At 63.1% G+C, this 21,628-nt stretch carries 24 protein-coding genes and 1 pseudogene; 8 read left to right on the top strand and 17 right to left on the bottom strand.

Going from position 1 to position 21,628, the window contains the following annotated elements:
• Window positions 1-7 precede the first annotated feature (7 nt).
• Complete coding sequence (locus E4Q08_RS04370) at window positions 8-1,000, top strand: CoA transferase subunit A (protein ID WP_169069479.1); 993 nt, start codon at window positions 8-10, stop codon at window positions 998-1,000.
• Entirely contained in the window at window positions 997-1,782 is a 786-nt protein-coding gene (locus E4Q08_RS04375; RefSeq protein WP_169069480.1) for a CoA-transferase subunit beta, read from the top strand. The genes E4Q08_RS04370 and E4Q08_RS04375 overlap by 4 nt, the downstream gene beginning before the upstream one ends.
• 26 nt (window positions 1,783-1,808) lie before the next feature.
• Here E4Q08_RS04375 and E4Q08_RS04380 read toward each other — a convergent pair whose 3' ends face one another.
• Window positions 1,809-2,321, bottom strand: coding sequence for an RBBP9/YdeN family alpha/beta hydrolase (locus tag E4Q08_RS04380; RefSeq protein WP_169069481.1), 513 nt, complete (start codon window positions 2,319-2,321; stop codon window positions 1,809-1,811).
• A gap of 11 nt (window positions 2,322-2,332) precedes the next feature.
• Window positions 2,333-2,986: a DUF302 domain-containing protein gene (locus E4Q08_RS04385; RefSeq protein WP_169069482.1), complete on the bottom strand. Its 654-nt coding sequence runs from the start codon at window positions 2,984-2,986 to the stop codon at window positions 2,333-2,335.
• Window positions 2,987-3,374: 388 nt separating this feature from the next.
• On the opposite strand from E4Q08_RS04385, the gene E4Q08_RS04390 reads away from it, so the two are divergent.
• Window positions 3,375-3,812, top strand: a complete 438-nt coding sequence (locus E4Q08_RS04390; RefSeq protein WP_169069483.1) for a hypothetical protein — start codon at window positions 3,375-3,377, stop codon at window positions 3,810-3,812.
• A gap of 343 nt (window positions 3,813-4,155) precedes the next feature.
• Here E4Q08_RS04390 and E4Q08_RS04395 read toward each other — a convergent pair whose 3' ends face one another.
• The 11 genes and pseudogenes from E4Q08_RS04395 to E4Q08_RS04445 form a co-directional block, all read right to left on the bottom strand.
• The gene (locus tag E4Q08_RS04395; RefSeq protein ID WP_169069484.1) at window positions 4,156-5,325 is read right to left on the bottom strand and encodes a vWA domain-containing protein; all 1,170 of its coding nucleotides are present in this window, start codon (window positions 5,323-5,325) and stop codon (window positions 4,156-4,158) included.
• Between the two features lie 19 nt (window positions 5,326-5,344).
• Window positions 5,345-6,188, bottom strand: a pseudogene (locus E4Q08_RS04400) (AAA family ATPase).
• A gap of 70 nt (window positions 6,189-6,258) precedes the next feature.
• Entirely contained in the window at window positions 6,259-6,687 is a 429-nt protein-coding gene (locus E4Q08_RS04405; RefSeq protein ID WP_169069485.1) for a DUF1841 family protein, read from the bottom strand.
• A gap of 42 nt (window positions 6,688-6,729) precedes the next feature.
• A complete protein-coding gene (gene nth / locus E4Q08_RS04410) occupies window positions 6,730-7,386 on the bottom strand; it encodes an endonuclease III (RefSeq protein WP_169069486.1) in 657 nt (218 codons plus the stop codon).
• Window positions 7,387-7,396: 10 nt separating this feature from the next.
• Complete coding sequence (locus tag E4Q08_RS04415) at window positions 7,397-8,086, bottom strand: electron transport complex subunit E (RefSeq protein ID WP_211203303.1); 690 nt, start codon at window positions 8,084-8,086, stop codon at window positions 7,397-7,399.
• Window positions 8,087-8,148: 62 nt separating this feature from the next.
• On the bottom strand, window positions 8,149-8,877 hold the full coding sequence (gene rsxG / locus E4Q08_RS04420; protein ID WP_169069487.1) for an electron transport complex subunit RsxG: 729 nt from the start codon (window positions 8,875-8,877) through the stop codon (window positions 8,149-8,151).
• Window positions 8,877-9,896 carry an RnfABCDGE type electron transport complex subunit D gene (locus tag E4Q08_RS04425; protein WP_169069488.1) on the bottom strand — a complete coding sequence of 340 codons (1,020 nt, stop codon included), beginning with the start codon at window positions 9,894-9,896 and terminating at the stop codon, window positions 8,877-8,879. Before E4Q08_RS04425 ends, rsxG begins: the two co-directional genes overlap by 1 nt.
• Complete coding sequence (rsxC, locus tag E4Q08_RS04430; protein WP_169069489.1) at window positions 9,893-11,632, bottom strand: electron transport complex subunit RsxC; 1,740 nt, start codon at window positions 11,630-11,632, stop codon at window positions 9,893-9,895. The genes E4Q08_RS04425 and rsxC overlap by 4 nt, the downstream gene beginning before the upstream one ends.
• 10 nt (window positions 11,633-11,642) lie before the next feature.
• Window positions 11,643-12,185, bottom strand: coding sequence for an electron transport complex subunit RsxB (rsxB, locus tag E4Q08_RS04435; protein WP_169069490.1), 543 nt, complete (start codon window positions 12,183-12,185; stop codon window positions 11,643-11,645).
• Window positions 12,182-12,766 (bottom strand): electron transport complex subunit RsxA, encoded by a 585-nt coding sequence (gene rsxA / locus E4Q08_RS04440; protein ID WP_169069491.1) that lies wholly within the window; start codon window positions 12,764-12,766, stop codon window positions 12,182-12,184. The genes rsxB and rsxA overlap by 4 nt, the downstream gene beginning before the upstream one ends.
• A gap of 237 nt (window positions 12,767-13,003) precedes the next feature.
• Window positions 13,004-14,050, bottom strand: coding sequence for a quinone-dependent dihydroorotate dehydrogenase (locus E4Q08_RS04445; protein ID WP_169069492.1), 1,047 nt, complete (start codon window positions 14,048-14,050; stop codon window positions 13,004-13,006).
• Between the two features lie 116 nt (window positions 14,051-14,166).
• On the opposite strand from E4Q08_RS04445, the gene E4Q08_RS04450 reads away from it, so the two are divergent.
• From E4Q08_RS04450 to E4Q08_RS04460, 3 genes are read left to right on the top strand one after another with little or no spacing between them, the layout of a single operon-like run.
• Window positions 14,167-14,991 (top strand): ABC transporter substrate-binding protein, encoded by an 825-nt coding sequence (locus E4Q08_RS04450; RefSeq protein WP_211203304.1) that lies wholly within the window; start codon window positions 14,167-14,169, stop codon window positions 14,989-14,991.
• 5 nt (window positions 14,992-14,996) lie between these two features.
• Window positions 14,997-15,689, top strand: a complete 693-nt coding sequence (locus E4Q08_RS04455) for an ABC transporter permease (RefSeq protein ID WP_034912602.1) — start codon at window positions 14,997-14,999, stop codon at window positions 15,687-15,689.
• Window positions 15,686-16,402: an energy-coupling factor ABC transporter ATP-binding protein gene (locus tag E4Q08_RS04460; protein WP_169069493.1), complete on the top strand. Its 717-nt coding sequence runs from the start codon at window positions 15,686-15,688 to the stop codon at window positions 16,400-16,402. The genes E4Q08_RS04455 and E4Q08_RS04460 overlap by 4 nt, the downstream gene beginning before the upstream one ends.
• Here E4Q08_RS04460 and E4Q08_RS04465 read toward each other — a convergent pair.
• Genes E4Q08_RS04465 through E4Q08_RS04480 form a run of 4 tightly spaced genes read right to left on the bottom strand, consistent with a single transcriptional unit; the run spans window position 16,318 to window position 19,491 of the window.
• Complete coding sequence (locus E4Q08_RS04465; RefSeq protein ID WP_169069494.1) at window positions 16,318-16,860, bottom strand: hypothetical protein; 543 nt, start codon at window positions 16,858-16,860, stop codon at window positions 16,318-16,320. The genes E4Q08_RS04460 and E4Q08_RS04465 overlap by 85 nt on opposite strands.
• 31 nt (window positions 16,861-16,891) lie before the next feature.
• Window positions 16,892-17,674, bottom strand: a complete 783-nt coding sequence (locus tag E4Q08_RS04470; protein ID WP_034912557.1) for an arginyltransferase — start codon at window positions 17,672-17,674, stop codon at window positions 16,892-16,894.
• A 3-nt stretch (window positions 17,675-17,677) separates the two neighbouring features.
• Complete coding sequence (gene aat / locus E4Q08_RS04475) at window positions 17,678-18,385, bottom strand: leucyl/phenylalanyl-tRNA--protein transferase (RefSeq protein WP_034912559.1); 708 nt, start codon at window positions 18,383-18,385, stop codon at window positions 17,678-17,680.
• Window positions 18,382-19,491, bottom strand: a complete 1,110-nt coding sequence (locus E4Q08_RS04480) for an ABC transporter ATP-binding protein (protein WP_169069495.1) — start codon at window positions 19,489-19,491, stop codon at window positions 18,382-18,384. The genes aat and E4Q08_RS04480 overlap by 4 nt, the downstream gene beginning before the upstream one ends.
• 225 nt (window positions 19,492-19,716) lie before the next feature.
• On the opposite strand from E4Q08_RS04480, the gene cobO reads away from it, so the two are divergent.
• Window positions 19,717-20,304, top strand: coding sequence for a cob(I)yrinic acid a,c-diamide adenosyltransferase (gene cobO, locus E4Q08_RS04485; RefSeq protein WP_034912565.1), 588 nt, complete (start codon window positions 19,717-19,719; stop codon window positions 20,302-20,304).
• Window positions 20,304-21,602 (top strand): cobyrinic acid a,c-diamide synthase CobB, encoded by a 1,299-nt coding sequence (locus tag E4Q08_RS04490; RefSeq protein ID WP_034912574.1) that lies wholly within the window; start codon window positions 20,304-20,306, stop codon window positions 21,600-21,602. The genes cobO and E4Q08_RS04490 overlap by 1 nt, the downstream gene beginning before the upstream one ends.
• Window positions 21,603-21,628: the final 26 nt, after the last annotated feature.

A 21,628-nucleotide genomic window follows, 5' to 3' on the forward strand; every position in this document is an offset into this window, starting at 1 on the left:
TGGACGAATGCCCACCAACAAACTGATTACCCTTGCCGAGGCCGTTCGCCGCTACACTTGGGATGGCATGCAGTACGCGAGCGGTGCGGCCCTGCCGGTCGGTTCGGATGCCATCGTCTTCGGGCGTGAACTGTTGCGCCAGCAGCGCCGCGAACTGCACGCCATCTTTCACGCCAACACCCAGCAACTCAACCTGCTGGCAGCGGCAGGCGCGGTGACCCGGGCAGAATGTGGTTTCAGCGGGCTGGAGGGCTTCGGCTTTGCCAACGGCCTGCGGCGGGCCATCGAGCAGGGCAGACTGGTCCTTGAGGACTTCTCGAATCTGGCGATGGCGCTGCGCCTGCTGGGTGGTGCGCTGAACTGGCCGTTCGTTCCGGCGACGGTCAATATCGGCTCGGACCTGCAATACCGGCGCGCTTTCGAGCCCGACGTGCACCCCAATCCAAACAAGATACCTTCGGTGACCGATCCCTTTTCGGGGAAGCAGATCGGCGCTTTCTCGCCGCTGCGTCCTGATCTGGCGGCGATCCACGTGACGCTCGCCGATCCGGAGGGCGACGCGATCATGCTCGGCACGGAGTGGAGCCGCTTCGAACTGTCGCGGGCGGCGAGAAGAGTCGTTCTGCTGGCCGATGCCATCGTGGACACCGACTGCATGCGCCAGTATCCGAATCTCGTGCGCATCCCCGGGATCGTCGTCGAAGCCGTCGTCTACTGGCCGTTTGCTGCCTGGCCGCAAGCTTCGCCCGGTATGCACGACGTAGACGAGGCCCACATGAAGGCGATGAACGTAGCTCTCGGTAGCGACGATGGTACGGCCGCCTACATCCGCGACTACGTCGAAAGTTACGCCGATCTCGATGGCTATCTCGACCTGATCGGCCGCGAGACGATCAGCGAACTTTCGAACGGGGCGACCGCTTTCCTGCTTGACCCCTACCGGCGCTGGCTGCTTCCCCATGCCGAAGCGCTGGCCCTCACCGCGGAGGCCAGCACATGACTACCGATTACAGCCGCCAGGAGATGATGGCCATCGCCACCGGCCGCGAGATTCGCGATGGCGAACTGGCCATCTTCGGCGTGGGTCTGTCGATGCTCGCCGGCTACTTCGCGCAGGCCCATCACGCTCCCGGCGTCCGCGCCATGACCGAAGGCGGCGTCTATGGCGCGAGACCGGTTGGCGGCCTGCCCTGGGGGATCGAATGCAATCGCCTGGCGGTCAATGCGGTGAGCTTCACCAGTGCCCTGGACGCCCTCGGCTGCCTGGTCGCCTCCGGTCGCTGCGACGTCGGTATCATCGGCGCCGCTCAGGTCGATCGCTTCGGCAATGTCAACACGACCGGCATCTGGGACGGGCCGATCGGCGAAATATACCGCCCACCGAAGACTCGCCTGACCGGCGCCGGCGGCGCCAACGACATCGCCTGTGGTGCCAAGCGGTACCTGATCATGGTTAGCCATGAGCCGAAACGCTTCGTGGACCGGGTGAGCTACGTCACATCACCGGGTTACCTCGACGGTGGCGACGCCCGTGAACAGGTGGGTTTGATCGGTGGCGGTCCCTCTGCAATCATCACCACCCTCGGCATCCTGCGGCCCGACCCGCAAAGCCGCGAATTCCAGCTCGACGCCTATTTTCCATTTTCCGGTGCCGAGGAGATTCTGAGCAATACCGGCTGGGATCTAAAGGTGGCGGCCGACGTCCGCGTCGTCTCCGAGCCATCGTCCGAGGAACTCGCGGCCCTGCGCCGCGTGGACGAAACCGGCATGCTGCGCCGGTAGCGAGGGCCAAAGGGCCCCGGCGGGCCCTAAGTTCGTCGGAGTTCATGGAACAGGGCGAGGCCTTCCGGCCATGCGCCGTAACCCGACTCGACGTTGATGTGACCTGCGTCGCCAAGGTTGCGGTAGCGGCTACCCCAGACGCCTGCCCAGTGTTCGGCGACGCTGCGCTTTACCCACGGATCGTTGTTGCTGGCGACGACAAGGCTGGGGAAGGCAAGTCGCTCTTCCGGGAGCTCGGCCGCTGCCCCGAAACGCTCGGGATCGGCAGGTGCCACGAGCAGGGCCGCGCGGATACGGGTGGGGCAGACCAGACCGGCGCTGACTGTTGCGAGGCAACCAAAGCTGTGAGCGACAATCCACACCGGCTTGCTCTGGGCGTCGATGGCTGCGCGCACGCGTGCCGCCCATTCGGGAAGACCGGGCTGGTTCCAGTCGGCTTGCTCAACCCGCCGGGTATCGCTGAGCGTGCTTTCGAACCAGGTCTGCCAATGAGTTGGCCCACTGTTGCGCAGACCCGGGACGATCAGGGTGATATCCATGGACTTGTCGATCAGCCCAGGGTGTCTTTCCAGATGCTTGTCGCCCAGGCCCGCGTGTAGAGACCTTCCTCGACCGACGCCTCTTTCGAAACGCCACCGGAGCCCTCCACCACCAGCGGCACCTTTTTCTCCGGCCAGATCTTTCGCTGCGCGTCCTCGACGACGGCGATGCGGCAGGGTAGAAAAGCCGCGAACTCGAGACTGTAATCGAGGAGTTCCCGGGCAAGCAGCGCGTCACAGAAGTGGTAGATCTCGACCCTGGGTGTCGGCTTGCCGGTCATCGCCTCGATTTCCTTGTGGACCGGGTGGGTACCAATGAACTTCAGGTTGATCTTGTTTGCCCGGAGCTTCATGGAGGTGATGACATCATCCCAGGAAAGACCCGGCTGCGCTGCGACCTTGTAGGTCACCAGGTTGATCAGTTCGCGGATCGAAAGCGGTGACTGCGCCAGCGACGTCTGAAGAAACGTTCGCCGTGCCTCTGGCGTAATCGGGTCCATCATGGTGTTGGGAGTGAACGGCCGCACATTCGACGCTGATAAGGGGATCGCTGCCGGGAGGCTGGAAGGGCCGCCGACGTTCGCGGCGTCATTGGCTTGCGCCAAAGCCCCGCTGGCAGCCAGGGTCAGACTCATTGCGAGGAGAGCGCTCGGGTGGCTCGCCATGTCACCTTCTCGCTTTGTCGTTCATGCTCTTCTCCTTTCCAGGCCTGCCGAAACGGGCCGACAAGCGGCGCATGATGCCAACCACCAGGAGTATCGCAAACGATTTATTTCCCATAAGCAAATAGTGATTCTGCCGACTCGCGCCGGATCCCGAGGTGGCGCGAATAGCGCTGCCGGAAATTGGCTTCGGCAAATATGGTTATAAGAAATTCTTACTTTGCCTGCCGTTGCTCCCTGCATAATCTTGGGGTTTCTTTGATCGTCGAATCGCCTGGGGTGCCGTGACCAGTTGCCAGATTGCCAGGGCCTTGTTGCCGCTTCCCGCTGCAAGCAGCGTTCAGACGTAGGCGAGCGAACCGCATCCGGGGGTGGATTGAGGGTCAATCGGATGTCGCATCACGCAACACCAGAGACGACGAGCGCCGGATCAAGCACCGGCGATTCCCCTGCCTGCGAGCTGCCGGCCCATTGGCAATTGCCGACCATGCAACGCAATGCGCTGAGAAAGGTATTTGATCGTCCCGAGTTTACTCCCGGTGAGGTGGCCGGCCTTGGTCATCGGCGCCTCGAGCGGGCCGAGGGAATCGGCCGAAAGGGCCTGGCAACGATCATTGAGTGGTTGCGGTACCAGGGCTACGAACTCGCTAGCGACGCCCATGGTTCACAAGCCCGAGATCTTGCTACGGCTCGGCGGCAGATCAAGAAGCTCGAAAAGGCCATGCGTGTTCTGCGAACTCACGGTTATACGGTCCTCCGGAGCGAACCCTCCGCGGATGACGGCAAGGACTGCTGCAACTCGCCAGAGATTCCTGACATCTCTGAATAAGGCGATCTCCGGGAATCAAGCCAATGATTTATCTATTTTTTAATTCAATCTGTTGTTTGTTTTCTGGTGCGGATGATTATCGATACCGCTCGCCAAGTGTAAAAAAATTTCGACACCCGGAAGCCGTCAATGGGCTTCCAGGAGCGAGCCAATCGCGCGGAAAGCCCCAGCAAGGGCGGGAAGCGGGCTTTGCGCGGAGTGTAAAAACCGACCGCCGGAATCGGAATGCTCGGGGCTGCCATCCAGGCCACTCTGCCATCAGCGGCCAACGTCGGACTTCGGACCGACCGAGCGGCATCGCCGCCCTCCCCTTCAGCGCCAGGCCTTCCGCAGGCCATGGCCCCTACTTGCTCAACAACCTCATTCCCCGCTCCAGCCCATCGAGTGTCAGCGGAAACATCCGACCCCCCATCAGGTTGTAGATCAGCGAGGTCGATTGCCGGTATGGCCACGACTGTTCCGACTCGGGGTTGAGCCAGATCGCGTGCGGCCAGGTTTCGGCCAGGCGGCGCAACCAGGTGGCGCCGGGTTCGGCGTTGTTGTATTCGAGGCAGCCGTTGGGCTGTACGAGCTCGTAAGGACTCATCGACGCGTCGCCGACGAAGATCAGCTTGTAGTCATTGCCGTATTTGTGCAGCACGTCCTGGGTGGCGATGCGCTCGCTGTGGCGACGGCGATTATCCTTCCACAGACGGTCATAGACGCAATTGTGGAAATAGTAGTGTTCGAGGTGCTTGAACTCGCTGCGGCAGGCCGAGAAGAGTTCTTCGCAGACGCGGATGTGGTCGTCCATCGAGCCGCCGATGTCGAGGAACAACAGCACCTTGACGGCGTTGTGACGTTCCGGGCGCATGTGCAGGTCGAGCCAGCCGGCGTTGCGCGCGGTGCCGGTGATCGTGCTTTCGAGGTCGAGCTCGTCGGGAGCGCCCTGGCGGGCAAAACGGCGCAGGCGGCGCAGCGCGACCTTGATGTTGCGCGTGCCGATTTCGACACGATCGTCGAGGTTGCGGTATTCGCGCTTCTCCCAGACCTTGACCGCCGAGCGGTTCTCGCTCCTGCCGCCGACGCGGATTCCCTCGGGATGCGTGCCACCGTGTCCAAACGGCGAGCTGCCGCCGCTGCCAATCCATTTGTTGCCGCCGGAATGTCGCTCCTTCTGTTCGGCGAGGCGCTGTTTGAAGGTTTCCATCAGCTTGTCCCAGCCGAGCTTTTCGAGTCTGGCGCGTTCGGCGTCGCTCAGATGCTGCTTGACCGCCTGCCGCAGCCACTCTTCGGGGATCAGTACGTCCATCCCCGGCAGTGCCTCGACTCCCTTGAAGTACTCGCCGAAAGCACGGTCGAACTTGTCGAAATGGGTCTCGTCCTTGACCAGGGTGGCACGCGACAGCACATAGAAGTCGTCGATGCTCTGTTCGATGACATGCTGCTGCAGCGCTTCGAGCAGGGTCAGGAATTCCTTGATCGATACCGGCAGGCGGCTCGCCTTGAGGTGCAGGAAGAAGTCGATCAGCATCGTTGCTGCCCGATTTGCCTCAGCGGTTCTGACGCGCCATGAAAATCAGGCGCTCGAAGAGGTGTACGTCCTGCTCGTTCTTCAGCAGCGCGCCGTGCAGTGGCGGGATCGCGGACTTCTGATCCTTGCTGCGCAGCACTTCCGGCGGAATGTCTTCGGCCAGCAGCAGCTTGAGCCAGTCGAGCAGTTCCGAGGTCGAGGGTTTTTTTCTTCAGACCCGGAATCTCGCGCAGTTCGAAGAAGACCTCCAGTGCTTCGCACAGCAGTGTCGGTTTCAGGCCGGGGAAGTGCACGTTGACGATCCTGGTCATCGTCTCCTTGTCGGGAAAGCGGATGTAATGGAAAAAGCAGCGACGCAGGAAGGCGTCGGGCAGTTCCTTCTCGTTGTTCGAAGTGATGAACAGCACCGGTCGGTGGCGCGCACGCACCTGCTGACGGGTTTCGTAGACAAAGAACTCCATGCGGTCGAGTTCGCGCAGGAGATCGTTGGGAAATTCGATGTCGGCCTTGTCGATCTCGTCGATCAGCACCACCGATGGCGTTTCGCATTCAAACGCCTGCCAGAGAATGCCCTTGACGATGTAGCTGCCGATGTCGGCAACCTTCGCCTCGCCGAGCTGCGAGTCGCGCAGGCGCGACACCGCATCGTATTCGTAGAGCCCCTGCTGCGCCTTGGTCGTCGATTTGACGTGCCACTCGAACAGCGGCAAGCCCAGGGAGGCAGCCACCTCTTCGGCGAGCATGGTCTTGCCGGTCCCCGGCTCGCCCTTGATCAGGAGCGGGCGCTGCAGGGTGATCGCGGCGTTGACCGCCAGGGTCAGGTCGCGGGTGGCGACGTAGGTATCGGAACCGGAAAAGCGCATGGCGGGAATCCTCTCAGTGACGGTCTGATTTTACCCGCAAATGTCCCGACAAGGGTCAGGCTGTGGCGTTTCAGCGGCTCGCCGTCTGCCGCAAGCAATCCAGGTAAGCCGCCGCATCGATTGCCCCACCCTGCCGCTGCGCACGCCAGAGCGCCTCGCCAAGACACTCGATGAACGCGTGTTCGGCGGCATGCACCTCAAGGCGGGTGCGCAGGGCCTGATAGGCGGCACGAATTCCCGGTGGCTGGTCGATGCTGATCTGTTCGGCGATGGCGAGGTGCAGCGAGAGATGGAGAAAGGGATTCATCTGCCCGCTCTCGGGCGTGAACTCCTGCTCCAGCGCCAGCGCCGGGTTTTCGAGCAGAGCGTGGTATTCGGGGTGATGCAGGATCAGGTCGGCAGCCGTGACCTCGGCGCCTTCGAGAATCGCACGTTCGCGGTATTTACGCCAGGCTTCGCAGAAAAACTGGCGGACCTGTTCACGGCTGGGATTGAACATGGCTTCTCCAGGCTGCGCGGGGGATCGGAGCAGTGACGGCGTTCATCGGGGCGGCGGCCCGGGCGGAGCACTGGTCTTCTCCGGGTAGGCACAGAGATCGGCAATGCTGCAGCGCCAGCAATCGGGCTTGCGCGCCTTGCAGACGTAGCGCCCGTGCAGGATCAGCCAGTGATGGGCGGCATGCAGGAATTCCTCCGGTACCGCCTGCAGCAGCGCACGTTCGACGGCCAGGGGAGTCTTGCCGGGGGCCAGCCCGGTGCAATTGGCGACTCGAAAGATGTGCGTATCGACGGCGATCGTGGCCTCGCCGAAAGCGGTGTTGAGAAGCACATTGGCAGTCTTGCGACCGACCCCCGGCAGCGCTTCGAGGGCTGCGCGCGAGTGCGGGACTTCGCCGCCATGTTGTTCGAGCAACTGCCGGCAGGTGGCGAGGATGTTTCTGGTCTTGCCCTGGTAAAGGCCGATGCGGTTGAGGTAGGGGGCCAGACCGCTTTCGCCGAGCGCCAGTATCGCCTGCGGCGTCGGCGCGTCGGCAAAGAGCTGCCGGGTGGCGAGATTGACGCTCTTGTCGGTGGCCTGTGCCGACAGGATGACGGCAATCAGCAACTGGAAGGTGCTGGCGTAGGCCAGTTCGGTGGTCGGTTCCGGGTTGGCCAAGCGCAGGCGGGCGAAGAGTTCCTGGGCTTGAACACGGTTCATCGTCGCCGACTCAGACGCCATCGCCGAGCGCCAGCAGTGGTGGCTGTGATTTCGGCCGGCGCGCAGCGGCGCGGGCTTCGAGCCAGTTTTTCCAGGAAATCAGGCAGCCGAGCAGGATGAAGGCGCCAGGTGGCAGCATTGCCAGCAGAAAACCGGGATAGTCGGCCGGCAGCAACTGCAGGGGCTGCAGCGCCGGAAAAACCATGTCGATACCGGCCAGCAGCGTACCGCCGCCGATCAGTTCGCGCAGCCCACCGAGCAGGGCAAGCGTCCACAACATGCCGACGCCCATGAAGACGCCGTCGAATGCCGCTTGCAGTGGCGGATTCTTGTTGGCGAAGGCTTCGACACGCGCCAGCACGATGCAGTTGGTGACGATCAGGGGGATGAAGATGCCAAGAACCAGGTACAACTCATGCAGTTGGGCATTGAACAGCAGATCGACAACGGTCACCAGCGCGGCGACGATGAGGATGAAGACCGGGATGCGAATCTCGTGCGGGATCAGGTTTCGCAGCGATGCGACGGCAACATTGGCGATGGCCATGACGACGATCGTCGCCAGCGACAGCATCACGCCGTTGACCAGATTGGTGGTCACGGCGAGCAAGGGGCAGAGGCCCAGAATCTGCACCAGGCTGGTATTCTGGTGCCAGATGCCGTTGGCGCCGATCTGGCGGAATTCTTCACGACTGATCATTTCTCTCCTCCTGCGCTCGCGCTAACGGTCATGACTTTTCCAGGCACCCTCGATCGTGAAAGTCATGACCGTTTCCCTCTCCCCCCGACCCCTCCCCCGCGAGGGGGGAGGGGAGATTCGTGAGTCGCTGACGCGACTTTTACATGCAAGAGTTGCTGGCGATTTTCGGCAACGTAGTGTAAGGCCTTGTGCACCGCCTTGATCACGGCGCGCGGCGTCACCGTCGCGCCAGCGACCGAGTCGAAGCGACCCTTGTCCTTCCTGACCCGCCATTCGCGGTCGGCTACCGTCGCCAGCGAGAGACCGTCAAACTGCCGGATCCACGGGTGCTCCTTGTTCTTGTCCTTCCTCGGATCGATGTAGTCGCCCAGGCCTGGGGTCTCCTTGTGTTGCGTGACGCGGACGCCGAGCAGCGTTCCGTCGGCGGCGACGGCGATCAACAGGCGGATCTTTCCGGAATAGCCATCGGGAGCGACCGCTTCAAAAACCAGCGCGCTGGTCTGGCCGGCCTTGCGTGCCAGGTAGGCAGTCGTGGCTTCGTCGGTACCGAGGGCAGTGCTCGGCGGCAGCGGCAGATGATCGTTCAGCAGGTCGTTATCGTAGAGTTCGCGCGGCAGCACTTCAGCGATCAGCTTCATTTTTTCCTCTGCGGCGGCGGCCTCGATCGCCGTCCGGGTCGACAGGAAAGCGGCAGCCAGCAGGCTGGTGAACGCCACCACGAAAATCAGCAGGATGAGCGCCGTGCGCACCGCCATCCTGGCCGCACTGGGCGTCTTCTGCGGTAGCGTCATTACTGCTTCTTCATGCCGAAGATCGGCGGTTGCGTGTACCTGTCGATCAGCGGCACGCAGAGGTTCATCAGCAGCACGGCGAAAGCGACGCCGTCCGGATAGCCGCCAAAAACGCGGATGATGTAGGCCATCACACCGGCGGCAAAGCCGAAGATCAGTTTGCCCCTGTTGGTGGTACATCCGGAAACCGGGTCGGTGACGATGAAGAAGGCACCGAGCATCGCGCCGCCGGAGAACAGATGGAAGAGCGGATTGGCAAACTGTTGCGGGCTCCAGACCCAGAGTACGGCGGCGAGCAAGGACAGGCCGCCGATGAAACCGAGCGGTGCATGCCAGGTGACGATCCTGCGCTGCCACAGCCACAGCCCGCCGACGAGATAGCCGGTAGTGACCCATTCCCAGCCACGCCCGGCGAAGTTCCCGAAAACGTCCTGCGTCGCCAGCAGCGTCGGCACGTCGACCGCGCCATCGCCGAGTTTCAGGGCGGTCTTGAGTGCATCCAGCGGAGTCGCTCCGCTCATCCCGTCGATACGCGGTGCGAGACCGGCAATCAGCTTGAACTGCTCGATCAGGGTCAGCTTGAGGCCGAGCGCCGGCCACTGCGACATCAGCGCCGGAAACGAAACGATGCACACGGCGAAGGCGATCATCGCCGGATTGAAGGGATTCTGACCGAGTCCGCCATAGAGATGCTTGGCGACGACGATCGCGAACAGCGTGCCGACGACGATCAGCCACCACGGCGCCAGCGGCGGAAAAGCCAGGGCAATCAGCCAGGCAGTGACGACCGCGCTGCCATCGCTGAGGAACAGGGCGAGTGGCCTGCCGCGCAGCCAGAGCATCAGCGCCTCTCCGGCCAGCGCGGCGAGCGTGGCCAATAGCAACTGCAAGACGATGCTCACACCGAGCAGCCAGACACCGGCGGCAATTCCAGGCAACAGGCCGATCAGCACCTGCAGCATCACCCGCCGCACGCTGCTTTGCCCGAGCAGATAAGGAGGAGTCGAGAACTCCGTCATTCTGCTGCCCGCTCCGGTGGGGTCACTGTGTTCAGCGGCGACTCTGCCTGCAGGGCGGCGCGGCGCGCCTCGATGGCGGCGATTTCGCGCTGCTGCTGGGCAGAGAGTTGCCCGGTATTTCTGGGCTGGACGGCGGCGCGCTGGGCACGGGCACGTTCCATCGCCGCGACGATGGTCGCCTTCTTCTGCGCATCGGCATCGGCCGCAGAGCTGACAACGGCCGGTTCGCTGGCCAGGGCGCTGCTAACGCCCGCTTCAACGACCGCTGCGCTCGCAACAGCGCTGGCCGGCTTCCGTTCGCTGCTCCGGGCTGTGCTGGCCCTGGCCAGGCGATCGGCCTTCTCGGCCTGTTCCCGCTCGGCGCGTGCATTGCGCAGTTCGAAGCGGGCTTTGGCGGCTTCTGCCGCCTGCTTTTCCCGCTCACGCGACCAGATTTCACTCTTGGCAAAACGAAAGTACTGCACCAGCGGAATGTGCGACGGGCAAACGTAGCTGCAGCAGCCGCATTCGATACAGTCGAAGAGGTAATACTCCTGCGTCTTGCCGAAGTTTCTGGCGCGCGCGAACCAGTACAACTCGAACGGTTGCAATTCGTGCGGACAGACTTCGGCACAGGCGCCGCAACGGATGCACGGCATCTCGGGCGGACTCGGCGGGAACAGCGTCGGCGAACCGGCGATGACACAGTTGGTGGCCTTGACCACCGGCGCAGCGAGGTCCGGGATCTCGAAGCCCATCATCGGCCCACCCATCAGGTATTTGTTGGTGTCGGCTTTCGGCTGGCCGAGCGCGACCAGGTCGCGTAGCGGCGTACCAAGCCGTACTTCCCAGTTGCGTGGCTGCAGGACGTTGCCAGTCAGCGTGACGATGCGCGAGATCACGGGCTCGCCATAGGCCAGCGCCCGATACGCGGTATAGGCAGTGGCGACGTTGAAGCACTGCACGCCGAGTTCGGTCGAGCGCTTGCTGGCCGGGACTTCCTTGCCGGTCAGGACGCGGATCAACTGCTTGGCACCGCCGGCCGGGTAGCGGGTGGGAACGGCGACCACTTCATGATCCTCACCCAGTCGCTGCACCGCTGCCTGCATTGCCGCGACGGCTTCCGGCTTGTTGTCCTCGATGCCGATCAGCACTCGCCTGGCCGCCAGCAGCTCACGAAAGATCGCGCTTCCGCGCACGATTTCCTCGGCGCGCTCGCGCATCAGCAGGTCGTCGCAGGTCATGAAAGGCTCGCACTCGGCACCGTTGATGACCAGTTGTTCGACGGCGACAGACCTGGCCGCGGTGAGCTTGGCGTGGCTCGGAAAGACGGCGCCGCCAAGGCCGACGACGCCGGCATCGCGCAGCGCTTCGCGTACGCCCTCGGGCGGCAGGCTCCGGTAATCGAGCGGTGTGCACGAGATCCATTCGTCACGGCCATCCGGCTCGATGACCACGGTCAGCGTCGGCAGCCCCGAAGGGTGCGCAGCAACGTGCTCTTCGATGGCCAGAACGGTTCCGGAGGTCGGCGCATGCACGGCTGCCGACACCCAGCCGTCGGCACCGCCGATCAATTGCCCTTTGAGTACCGGCTCGCCGACCTGAACGAGCGGATTCGGCACGCCACCGATGCTCTGGTGCAGCGGCACGTACAGGCGCGCCGGCAGCGGCGCCTGGCCAATCGGCTCCTGCACCGAAGGCGCCTTGTTGGTCTGCGGTTTGACGCCGCCCTTGAAGCCGAAGAGGTGCTGGAGCATTGCGGGCAATTCAGGCGGCGCGCTTGATTTCGATCACCGGATATTTCCATTTCCAGTTGTCGAGATTCTCGGTGATCGGCTGCATGTGAATGCACTCGACCGGGCAGGGTTTGATGCACAACTCGCAACCGGTGCACAGCGATTCGATGATGGTGTGCATCTGTTTGGCGGCGCCGACGATGGCGTCCACCGGGCAGGCCTGGATGCACAGGGTGCAGCCGATGCAGGTCGCCTCGTCGATGATCGCCACCTGTTTCGGCTTCTCCTCGACTTCCAGCGGCTTGACTTCGCGACCGAGCAGGTCGGCGAGCTTGCGCACACCATCCATGCCGCCTGGCGGGCACAGGTTGATGTCGGCCTCCCCCGCCGAAATGGCCGCTGCGTATGGTTTGCACCCCGGATAACCGCATTGGCCGCATTGAGTCTGTGGCAGGATCGCTTCGATCTTCTCGACCAGCGGATCTCCTTCCACCTTGAACTTGATCGACGCATAGCCGAGTGCGGCACCGAGGACGATGGCACCGAGCGCCATGATCGCCAGCGTGATGATCATTGATACTTGTCCAGCCCGGCGAAGCCCATGAACGCCAGGCTCATCAGGCCAGCGGTGACCATGGCAATCGCCGTTCCCCGGAAATGGGTCGGCACATCGGCGCCCTCGACGCGTTCGCGGATGCCGGCGAAGAGAACGAGCACCAGCGAGAAGCCGATGGCGCTGCCGGCACCAAACAGCAGCGATTCGACGAAGTCATATTTGTTGGCGATGTTCAGCAAAGGCACACCGAGCACCGCGCAATTGGTGGTGATCAGCGGCAGGTAGATGCCGAGCACCTGGTGCAGCAAGGGGCTGGTCTTCTGGATCACCATTTCGGTCAGTTGCACGATGGCGGCGATGGTGACGATGAAGGAAAGCGTCCGCAGGTATTCGAGCCCGAACGGCATCAACAGGTAGTGGTCGATGACATAGCTGGCACCGGTCGCCACGGTGAGCACGAAAGTGGTCGCCGCACCCATGCCAAACGCCGTTTCCAGCTTCTTGGAAACGCCCGTGAACGGGCACAGGCCGAGGATTTTCACGAGCACGACGTTGTTCACGAGAACGGCGCCGACAAGGATGAACAGGTAGTGGGTCATGGTGCGCTTACCCTGAAAGTCGCGCCAGCGGCTGACGAATCCTGACCTGAGCCTTGTCGAAGGATTCCCCTTGCCCACGCGCGGGAGAGGACTTGAGGGAAACGATCGTGGCTTTCATGATCCGGGGTGTCTGAGTAGCCACGACCGTTGGGCAGGAAGCGAAAGGGTCCGGGGCGCCGCGATTATCTCCCGGCGAGCACGTGCATTCAACCACTTTGCCAACCACGCCATGCACTGTCAGGCACGGCGCTGCCCAGCGATCGCTGCAGCCGCTTCGGCAACCAGTTCCGGGCCGCGGTAAATGAAGCCCGTGTAGAACTGCACCAGGCGGGCACCGGCTGCGACTTTCTCGGCCGCATCGGCACCACACAGGATGCCGCCGACGCCGATGATCGGCACTTCACCGGCCAGGGCGAGCGAAAGTTTCTTCACCACTGCGTTCGACATCGTTCGCAGCGGCGCACCGGAAAGGCCGCCCGCCTGCTCGGCGTTCGCCAGGCCTGCGACAGCGGCTCGCGAGAGCGTGGTGTTGGTGGCAATGACGCCATCCATCCGGTGCTGGCGCAACAGGTCGGCAATCGCCTGGATCTGCGAATCTTCGAGGTCCGGAGCAATTTTCAGTGCCAGCGGCACATACCGGCCATGGCGGTCGGCGAGCCGTGACTGGGCGCTTTTCAGCCGGCCGAGCAGCGCGTCGAGCGCAGTGTCCTGCTGCAGTTCGCGCAGGTTCTTGGTGTTCGGACTCGAAATGTTGACCGTGACATAACTGGCGGCGCCATAGACGCGCTCCAGACAGGTCAGGTAATCGTCGGCAGCATTCTCGATCGGGGTGTCGAAGTTTTTGCCGATATTGATTCCGAGAATTCCACCAGCGCGAGCGAAGCGGGAACTGGCGACATTGGTCAGCAGCTTTTCGACGCCATCGTTGTTGAAGCCCATGCGATTGATGATCGCCTGCCGCTCCGGAATGCGGAACAGGCGTGGCTTCGGATTGCCGGGCTGCGCACGCGGGGTCACTGTACCGATCTCGATGAAACCGAAACCGAGGGCAGCCAGTGCGTCGATATGCTCGCCGTTCTTGTCGAGACCCGCCGCCAGGCCGACCGGGTTGGGAAAAGCAAGCCCCATCACCTGCAGCGGGTCCGGCGGCACTGCCGCGGCGAGCAGACAGCGCGCGCCCGTGGCGTTGAGGAAATCGATGCCGCTCATCCCGACAAGGTGTGCGGTTTCGGGGTCGAGAGCGAAGAAAAAAACGACGTAACAGAGGATAGAACATGCCGGCATTTTACCGCATCGCAGCATGCCGCGCGTGTTCGGCCCTATTGCCCGGTGGCAGATGGCACCGTTCGTGACATACTCGCGCTTGCCGATTATGGATGAATTCCTACAGGAGATCAGGCATGGCCCGCGTTTTCTTCGGCTGTTGTCGCCTGGCGACAGCCATGGTTCTGCTGCTCGGTTTCTTCTCCACGAACCTGGCGGCCCGCGACCTGCGTCTGGCAACGACCACCAGCACCGACAACTCGGGTCTGCTGCGCGCCATCCTGCCGCAGTTCGAGTTGCAGCAGGGCGTCAGGGTGCAGGTCATCTCGGTCGGCACCGGCAAGGCGCTCAAGCTGGCCGAGAACGGTGACGTCGATGTCGTGCTGGTGCATGACCGCCAGGCCGAAGAGGCTTTCGTCGCTGCCGGACACGGCGTCAATCGACGCGATGTGATGTACAACGATTTCGTCGTCGTCGGTCCCGGCAGCGACCCGGCCGCACTGCGCGGTGGCAGGGAGGTACTCGATGCCTTTCGCCAGATCGCTGCCAGACAGGCGCGCTTCGTTTCCCGTGGTGACGATTCGGGAACCGAACGGATGGAAAGAAGCTACTGGCAACAGCTCGGCATTGTCACCAGGGGAGCGCCGTGGTATGTCTCGGCCGGGCTCGGGATGGGCGAGGTACTGACCATGGCTGGCGAGATGCAGGCCTACACACTGACCGATCGGGCCACCTTCGCCAGTTACAAGACCCGCACCGGCCTCGCAATCCTCGTCCAGGGTGACCCGCGCATGTTCAATCCGTATGGCATCATCGCCGTCAATCCGAAAAAGTACCCGGAGATCAATTTTGCCGGTGCAATGGCGCTGATCGAATGGCTGAGCAGTCCCGCCGGGCGCTCGGCGATCCGTTCCTTCCGGCCGAACGGCGAGCAGCTGTTCTTCGTCACGCCGGCGAGGTAAGGACTCTGGGACTTTTCGATGCCAGCGAAGCAGCGCTGCGCCTGCTGTTTTCCGGCGATCCCGAGCTGTGGCAGATCGTCGGCGTTTCGCTGTCGGTGACGCTGCGCGCGATGCTGATGGCCATGCCCCTGGGGATTGGCATCGGCTATCTGCTGGCGACGCTGGAGTTTCCAGGGCGGCGACCGCTGATCGTCGTGACGCAGGGGCTGCTGGCGTCGCCAACGGTGGTCGTCGGTCTGATCCTCTACCTGCTGCTTTCGCGCCAGGGGGTTCTGGGGCCGCTCCAATTGCTGTTCACCCAGACCGCGATGGTCATTGGCCAGGTGCTGATCGCCCTGCCGGTGCTGATCGCCTTCTCGCTCGCGGCGATCCAGGGCGCCGATCCGCGTGCCCGCGAGACCGCCGTCGCGCTCGGCGCATCGGCTCCGCGCATCGCCTGGACGATGCTCGTCGAAGTGCGCTTCGCGCTGATGGCGGCGGTCTGCAACGCTTTCGGCCGGGTCGTCTCGGAGATCGGATGCTCGCTGATGGTGGGCGGCAACATCGCCGGCGTGACGCGCAACATCCCGACGGCGATCGCGCTCGAAACCAGCAAGGGCGAGTTCGCGCAGGGCATTGCCCTCGGCATCGTCCTTCTGGTCGTTGCGCTGGGAATCAATTCGGCTTTTGCCTTTTTTCAGGGAGAATCACGACGATGAGCCTGCTCGGCGTGACTACGCTGACCAAATCCTTCGCGGCGCGACGCCTGTTCTCGATCGATACGCTGACCCTGCAGACCGGCGAGAGCTATGTCCTGACCGGTGAGAACGGCAGTGGCAAGTCCACCCTGCTGCGTATCCTGGCCGGCATCGAAGTGCCGGACAGTGGACTTGGGCACTATCAGGATCGGTGCTTCAACTGGCAGCCCTATCCCGACTGGCTGCGCCGGGAGGTGATCTACGTGCATCAGCAGCCCTACCTTTTCCATACCAGTGTCGCCGACAACATCGCTTACGGACTGCGCGTCAGAGGTGTCGAAGCGAACCAGCGGCAGCGGCTGGTCGCGGCAGCGATCGCCTGGGCACGCCTGACGCATCTGCTGGCGACGCCGCCGCAGAAGCTTTCCGGAGGAGAAAGGCAGCGCGTGGCTCTGGCACGCGCCTGGGTATTGAAGCCCAAGGTGCTGCTGCTCGACGAACCGACGGCCAATCTCGATGCCGAATCGCGGCGGCAAACCATCGACCTGCTGCGCGGCTTCTGCGCGGCGCGGACCACGGCGGTCATCGCCTGCCATGATCGCGACCTTATCGAACTGCCCGACATGCGTCGGCTGGATCTGGCAAGCGGTCAGCTCTGCGTCGGAAGCTTTGGCATTGTATCTTCAAGCACCTCACCGTCGATGGCCTGCGAATCGACGACCCGATGCAGGTAAGCGTAAGCCACCCGCCACTGCTGCCGCCCCACCTGGAGCGTTACCGTCTTGTCGTTGAGCCGGATGACCCTGCCGCTGCGTTGCTGCTGGTTGCGGTCAAGATACCCGACGATCTCGCCAACGGCCACCTCGTTGTGGCCGAGGCCGCGCTGCGGCTGCTCACGAATCTGTACGTCTGCGCCATCGATGTTGATCGCGGCATAGTCGAGCAGCCAGTACTTGCCCGTTGCCAGCTCAAGCACCAGCGCCCGCTTGCGGTTCAATTCGATGATTTTCGCCTTGCAGGACGTATTGCCCTGGCTATCGAAGTATTCGATGAGTTGCCCGACGCGCAGCCGGGAGCGAATCGCCTCGGCCCATTGCGGCTGGTCGAGAACACGGTTGATCGCCGCGCGCATCCGGAACAACTCGAATGCGGAAGCCTGATTCATTGCCTTGAGCACATCCGAGAAATTCATTTCGATATCCTTTGTCGTCCGCCTCAATTACTTATTCGGCATGGATTTTCCGTGCCGCCGCAAGCGGGGATGGTTCGGCCATTCGCTCCTGCAGATCGATCCACTGCCCTTCGAACAGCCCTTCGACCGGTTTGAAGTTTGCCTTGTAGGCCATCTTCCGGCTGTCGCGAATCCAGTAGCCGAGGTAGAGATACGGCAGACCATTGGCGACACACTGCGCGATCTGCCAGACGATGTTGTAGGTGCCGAGAGCGGCCGGCCGCAGATCCGGATCGTAGAAGGTGTACACCGACGACAGACCGTCGTTGAGGACATCGAGGATACTCACCATACGCAGCACACCCGCGTCGGTGAACTCGATCAGCCGGGTATCGACGCGGCTCTGCAACAGGAAATGCGTGTATTGTTCGTGGCTGTCCTGATCCATGCCACCGCCAGCGTGCCTCGCCGCTTGATAGCGCAGATAGAGCTGATAATGTTCGTCAAGAAAACCGAGTGGCAGCTCGCGCGCCTGCAAGCCGGTGTGCCTGCGGATACTGCGGAGCTGGCTGCGGTTCGCCGCGAAGCGATCGACCGGCAGTCGCACCGGAATGCAGGCGTGGCACTCGTCGCACTTCGGCCGGTAGGTGAACACCCCGCTGCGCCGAAAACCGCTGCGAACGAGTTCGCCATAGACCTCGGTGTTGATCAGATGACTCGGGGTCGCGACCTGCGAACGCGCTCGTTCGTCCGGCAGGTAGCTACAGGTGTAGGGCGCCGTGGCATAGAACTGCAGCAGCGAAAAGGGCAACTCGGAATCGTTGAGCCGGGACAAGTCTCAAGTCCAGGCTTGGCTGGCACCAGCGGCCGGCCATCGGCCAGGTTGCCAGGCCTGGGCCACCAGCGCCCGCAAGCGGGCCATGAAAACGGCTCGCGGAATCTCGCGCGCGCCGAGAGAGGCAAGATGCGCAGTGTTCATCTGGCAATCCACCATGCCGAAGCCCTCTTCTTCAAGGAAACGGGCAAGATGTGCGGCGGCGACCTTGGAGGCATCGGAGACGCGCGCGAACATGGACTCTCCGTAGAACATGCGGCCAATGGCCAGGCCGTACAGACCACCAACGAGTTTTCCTGCCAGCCAGGTTTCCACCGAATGGGCGATACCGAGCTGGAAGAGCTGCCAGTAGGCGCGCTGCATTTCACTGGTGATCCAGGTGCCGTTCTGACCGGCACGCGGCGCCTCCGCGCAAGCGCGGATCACCGCCGGAAAATCGTTGTCCAGCTTCACTTCGAAGCGACCCGAGCGCAAGCTGCGGCGCAGCGAACGCGAGATTCGGAATTCGCCCGGAAAGAGCACCATGCGCGGGTCCGGACTCCACCACAGGATGGGCTCGCCCTGCGAGTACCAGGGAAAGATGCCCCGCTGATACGCATCGAGCAGGCGCTGCGCAGACAGGTCGGCACCGGCACAGAGCAGCCCGTTGGGTTCGGCCAACGCCAGTTCCAGTGGCGGAAAAGGGTGTGTGCTCTCTATCCAGGGAATCATCGATGGAACGGGATGGGCTGCACCTTCGCCCGGGAAGCCCGGGTTGCGGTCTTGAAGGCGACGACGTGGTCGACGTCGAGGCGGATGCCGATTTTTTCGCCAATGGCGTGATTGTGGTGCGACGGTACCAGCGAGAGCACTTCGATACCGCTGTCCAGGCGCAAGGTGTAGAGAATCTCGGCCCCGCGAAAAGCCTTGTGCCGGATTTCCGCCTGCAGCTCGCCCTGGTCGTCGTGGATGATGTCGTCCGGACGCAGCAGCACTTCGACGCCGCAGCCCTGACCACAGGCATCGCATCCCTGGCTGCATTCGAGTGGCAGACGGGACTGGAGCATGCCCAGCTCGACTTCTACCCTGCGGTCGTCAATCACCTTACCGGGCAGGAAAACACCCTGGCCAACGAAGTCGGCGACAAAACGGTTCGCTGGCTGATGGTACAAGCGGTACGGTGTGTCCCATTGCTGGATGGTGCCTTCGGCCATGACGCCGATCTCGTCGGCCATGGCGAAGGCTTCATGCTGATCATGGGTCACCAGCACGGCCGTGATGTTCTGGCTCTTGAGGATCTCGCGCACTTCCAGCGACAGGCGCTCGCGCAGATCGACGTCGAGATTCGAGAAGGGTTCGTCGAGCAGGATCAGTTGCGGACGCGGAGCCAGCGCGCGCGCCAGTGCGACACGCTGTTGCTGGCCGCCCGAGAGTTCATGCGGATAATGGTTGCCCTGAGCACTCAGTCCGACGGTGGCCAGCAATTCACTCACCCGGATCTGGCGCTGACTGCTGTCAAGGCCAGCCAGGCCGAAAGCGACGTTGGCCGCAACCGTCAGGTGCGGGAACAACGCGTAGTCCTGAAAAACCATGCCGATATGCCGCTGCTCCGGTGGCAGGCTGCGACCGGGACTGCTGACGCTGCGGCCCTGCACACGAATCTCGCCGGCGGCGATGTCCTCAAAACCGGCGATACAGCGCAGCAGCGTCGTCTTGCCGCAGCCCGAGGGTCCCAGCAGGCAGGCAATGCTGCCGGTTTCGACGCAAAAGTCCACGCCATTGACGACAGTATGCGATCCATAACGTTGAACGATGCCTGCCAGTTCGAGGTGTGCCATCAGGGTTTGGTCATCAAGGGGTGCCGGTCAAAGGCGTCGGTTTGCGCTTGTTGCCGCCAGGAACAAGCGGGCACAAGCTGGCTGTCCATTATAATTCTAACGGTCATGACTTTTCCAGGCACTCCCGATCATGAAAGCCATGACCGTTTCCCTCCCTTGCAGGGCGCATTCCGGCTGGCACGCCGGATATGTGCGGTGCTGAGGACCACCAGTCGGGAATATTTCATGATTACCCATGCAGAACGAATGCAAAAGAAGAAGGAAGTCGTTGACCGGAAGATCGCCGCGGCGCAGGTCGAGCGCGGTGTGCTGGTAGTCAATACCGGCAACGGCAAGGGCAAGTCGACCGCCGCCTTTGGCGTCGTCGCGCGCGCCCTGGGACACGGCATGCGGGTCGCGGTCGTGCAGTTTGTGAAAGGACGTTCCGATGGCGGTGAAGAAGCCTTTTTCCGGACCCAGCCGGGTGTCGCCTGGCATGTAGGCGGGGCAGGTTTTACCTGGGAAACCCAGGACAAGGAGCGCGATGCTGCGGCCGCCTGGCTCGCCTGGAAGGTCGCTTGCGAACACCTCCGCGATCCCGGCGTCGGGCTCGTCGTCCTCGACGAAATGACTTACGCCTTCAAATACGGCTGGCTCGATGTCGCAGCCGTCCTGGCCGTGCTGCGCTGCCGCCCGGCCGAACAACACGTCATCGTCACCGGTCGGGCGGCACCGCAGGCGCTGCGCGATGCGGCCGATACGGTGAGCGACATCGCTATGGAAAAGCACGCCTTTCAGGCTGGAGTCAAGGCCATGCCGGGACTCGAGTGGTGATGGCCAGCAGCACCGATCGGCCAGACTGCCCTGCCCTGCTCGTCGCCGCAGCGGCCTCCGGACAGGGCAAGACCACCATGGTCGCCGCGCTGGCCCGCCTGCATGCCCGCCAGGGAAGGCGGGTGACGGTCTTCAAGTGTGGACCGGATTTTCTCGATCCGCAAATCCATGCGGTGGCCAGCGGGCGGCCCTGCCAGAACCTCGACCTCGGCATGTGCGGTGAAGCCGATGTCCGCTGGCGACTGGCACGCGCTGCGGCGGATTCCGACCTGATCCTCATCGAGGGCGTGATGGGTCTGTTTGACGGGCAGCCCTCGGCGGCCGACATCGCCCTCCTCTTCGGCATCCCGGTGATGGCCCTGATCGATGCGCGGGCGATGGCCCAGACCTTCGGTGCGATGGCCCACGGCCTGGCCAGCTACCGGCCTGGCCTGCCATTTGCCGGCGTCCTGGCCAACCGGGTCGGCAGCGCGCGTCATGCCGAGCTGCTGAAGGACAGCCTGCCGCCCGGCATGGCCTGGTTCGGCGCCCTGCCGCGCAGTGACGATTCGCTGCCCGAACGTCATCTGGGTCTGCTGCAGGCGGCGGAAGTGAGCGATCTGGACGCACGCCTGGATCGTCTCGCCGATGCCCTGGCGGCAACCACAGCCGTCGACCTGCCGCCCAGGGTCAGCTTCGCCATTGCAGCGGCGCCGGTCGTACCGCCACTGCTCGCCGGCCGCTGCATCGGCGTGGCTTGCGACACTGCTTACGGTTTCATATATCCGGCCAACCTTGAAACGCTGCGGCAACTCGGTGCTGAGCTGCATTTTTTCTCGCCGCTGGCAGGCGACCCGCTGCCTGCCTGCGACGCGGTCTGGTTGCCGGGAGGTTACCCCGAGCTGCACGCACCGGCCTTGTCAAGGAACGGCGCATTATGGAGCGCCTTGCGAGCCCATGTCGAAGCCGGTCAGCCCGTGCTCGCCGAATGTGGCGGCATGATGAGCCTGTTCGAGACGGTGAGCGACAAGGCTGGCGCCAGTCACGACTTTGCCGGCCTGCTGCCGGGTCGAGCAGTGATGCAGAAGCGCCTGACGGCGCTCGGCATGCAGTCCGCCGATCTGCCCGAGGGCCGGCTACAGGGCCATACCTTTCATTACTCGAAGAGCGAAACGCCCCTGCTGCCGCTGTGTCATGCGCAAACGCCCGATGGTCGGACAGGCGAGGCGATCTACCGCCTGGGCCGTCTGACCGCCTCCTACGTCCACTTCTATTTCCCTTCCAATCCAGTGGCGATTGCGGACTTGTTCAGTGAGTGAACGGAATGTTTGGCAAGGCTCAAAGC

Source organism: Candidatus Accumulibacter contiguus (assembly GCF_012940005.1).
GTDB classification, from domain to species: Bacteria; Pseudomonadota; Gammaproteobacteria; order Burkholderiales; family Rhodocyclaceae; genus Accumulibacter; species Accumulibacter contiguus.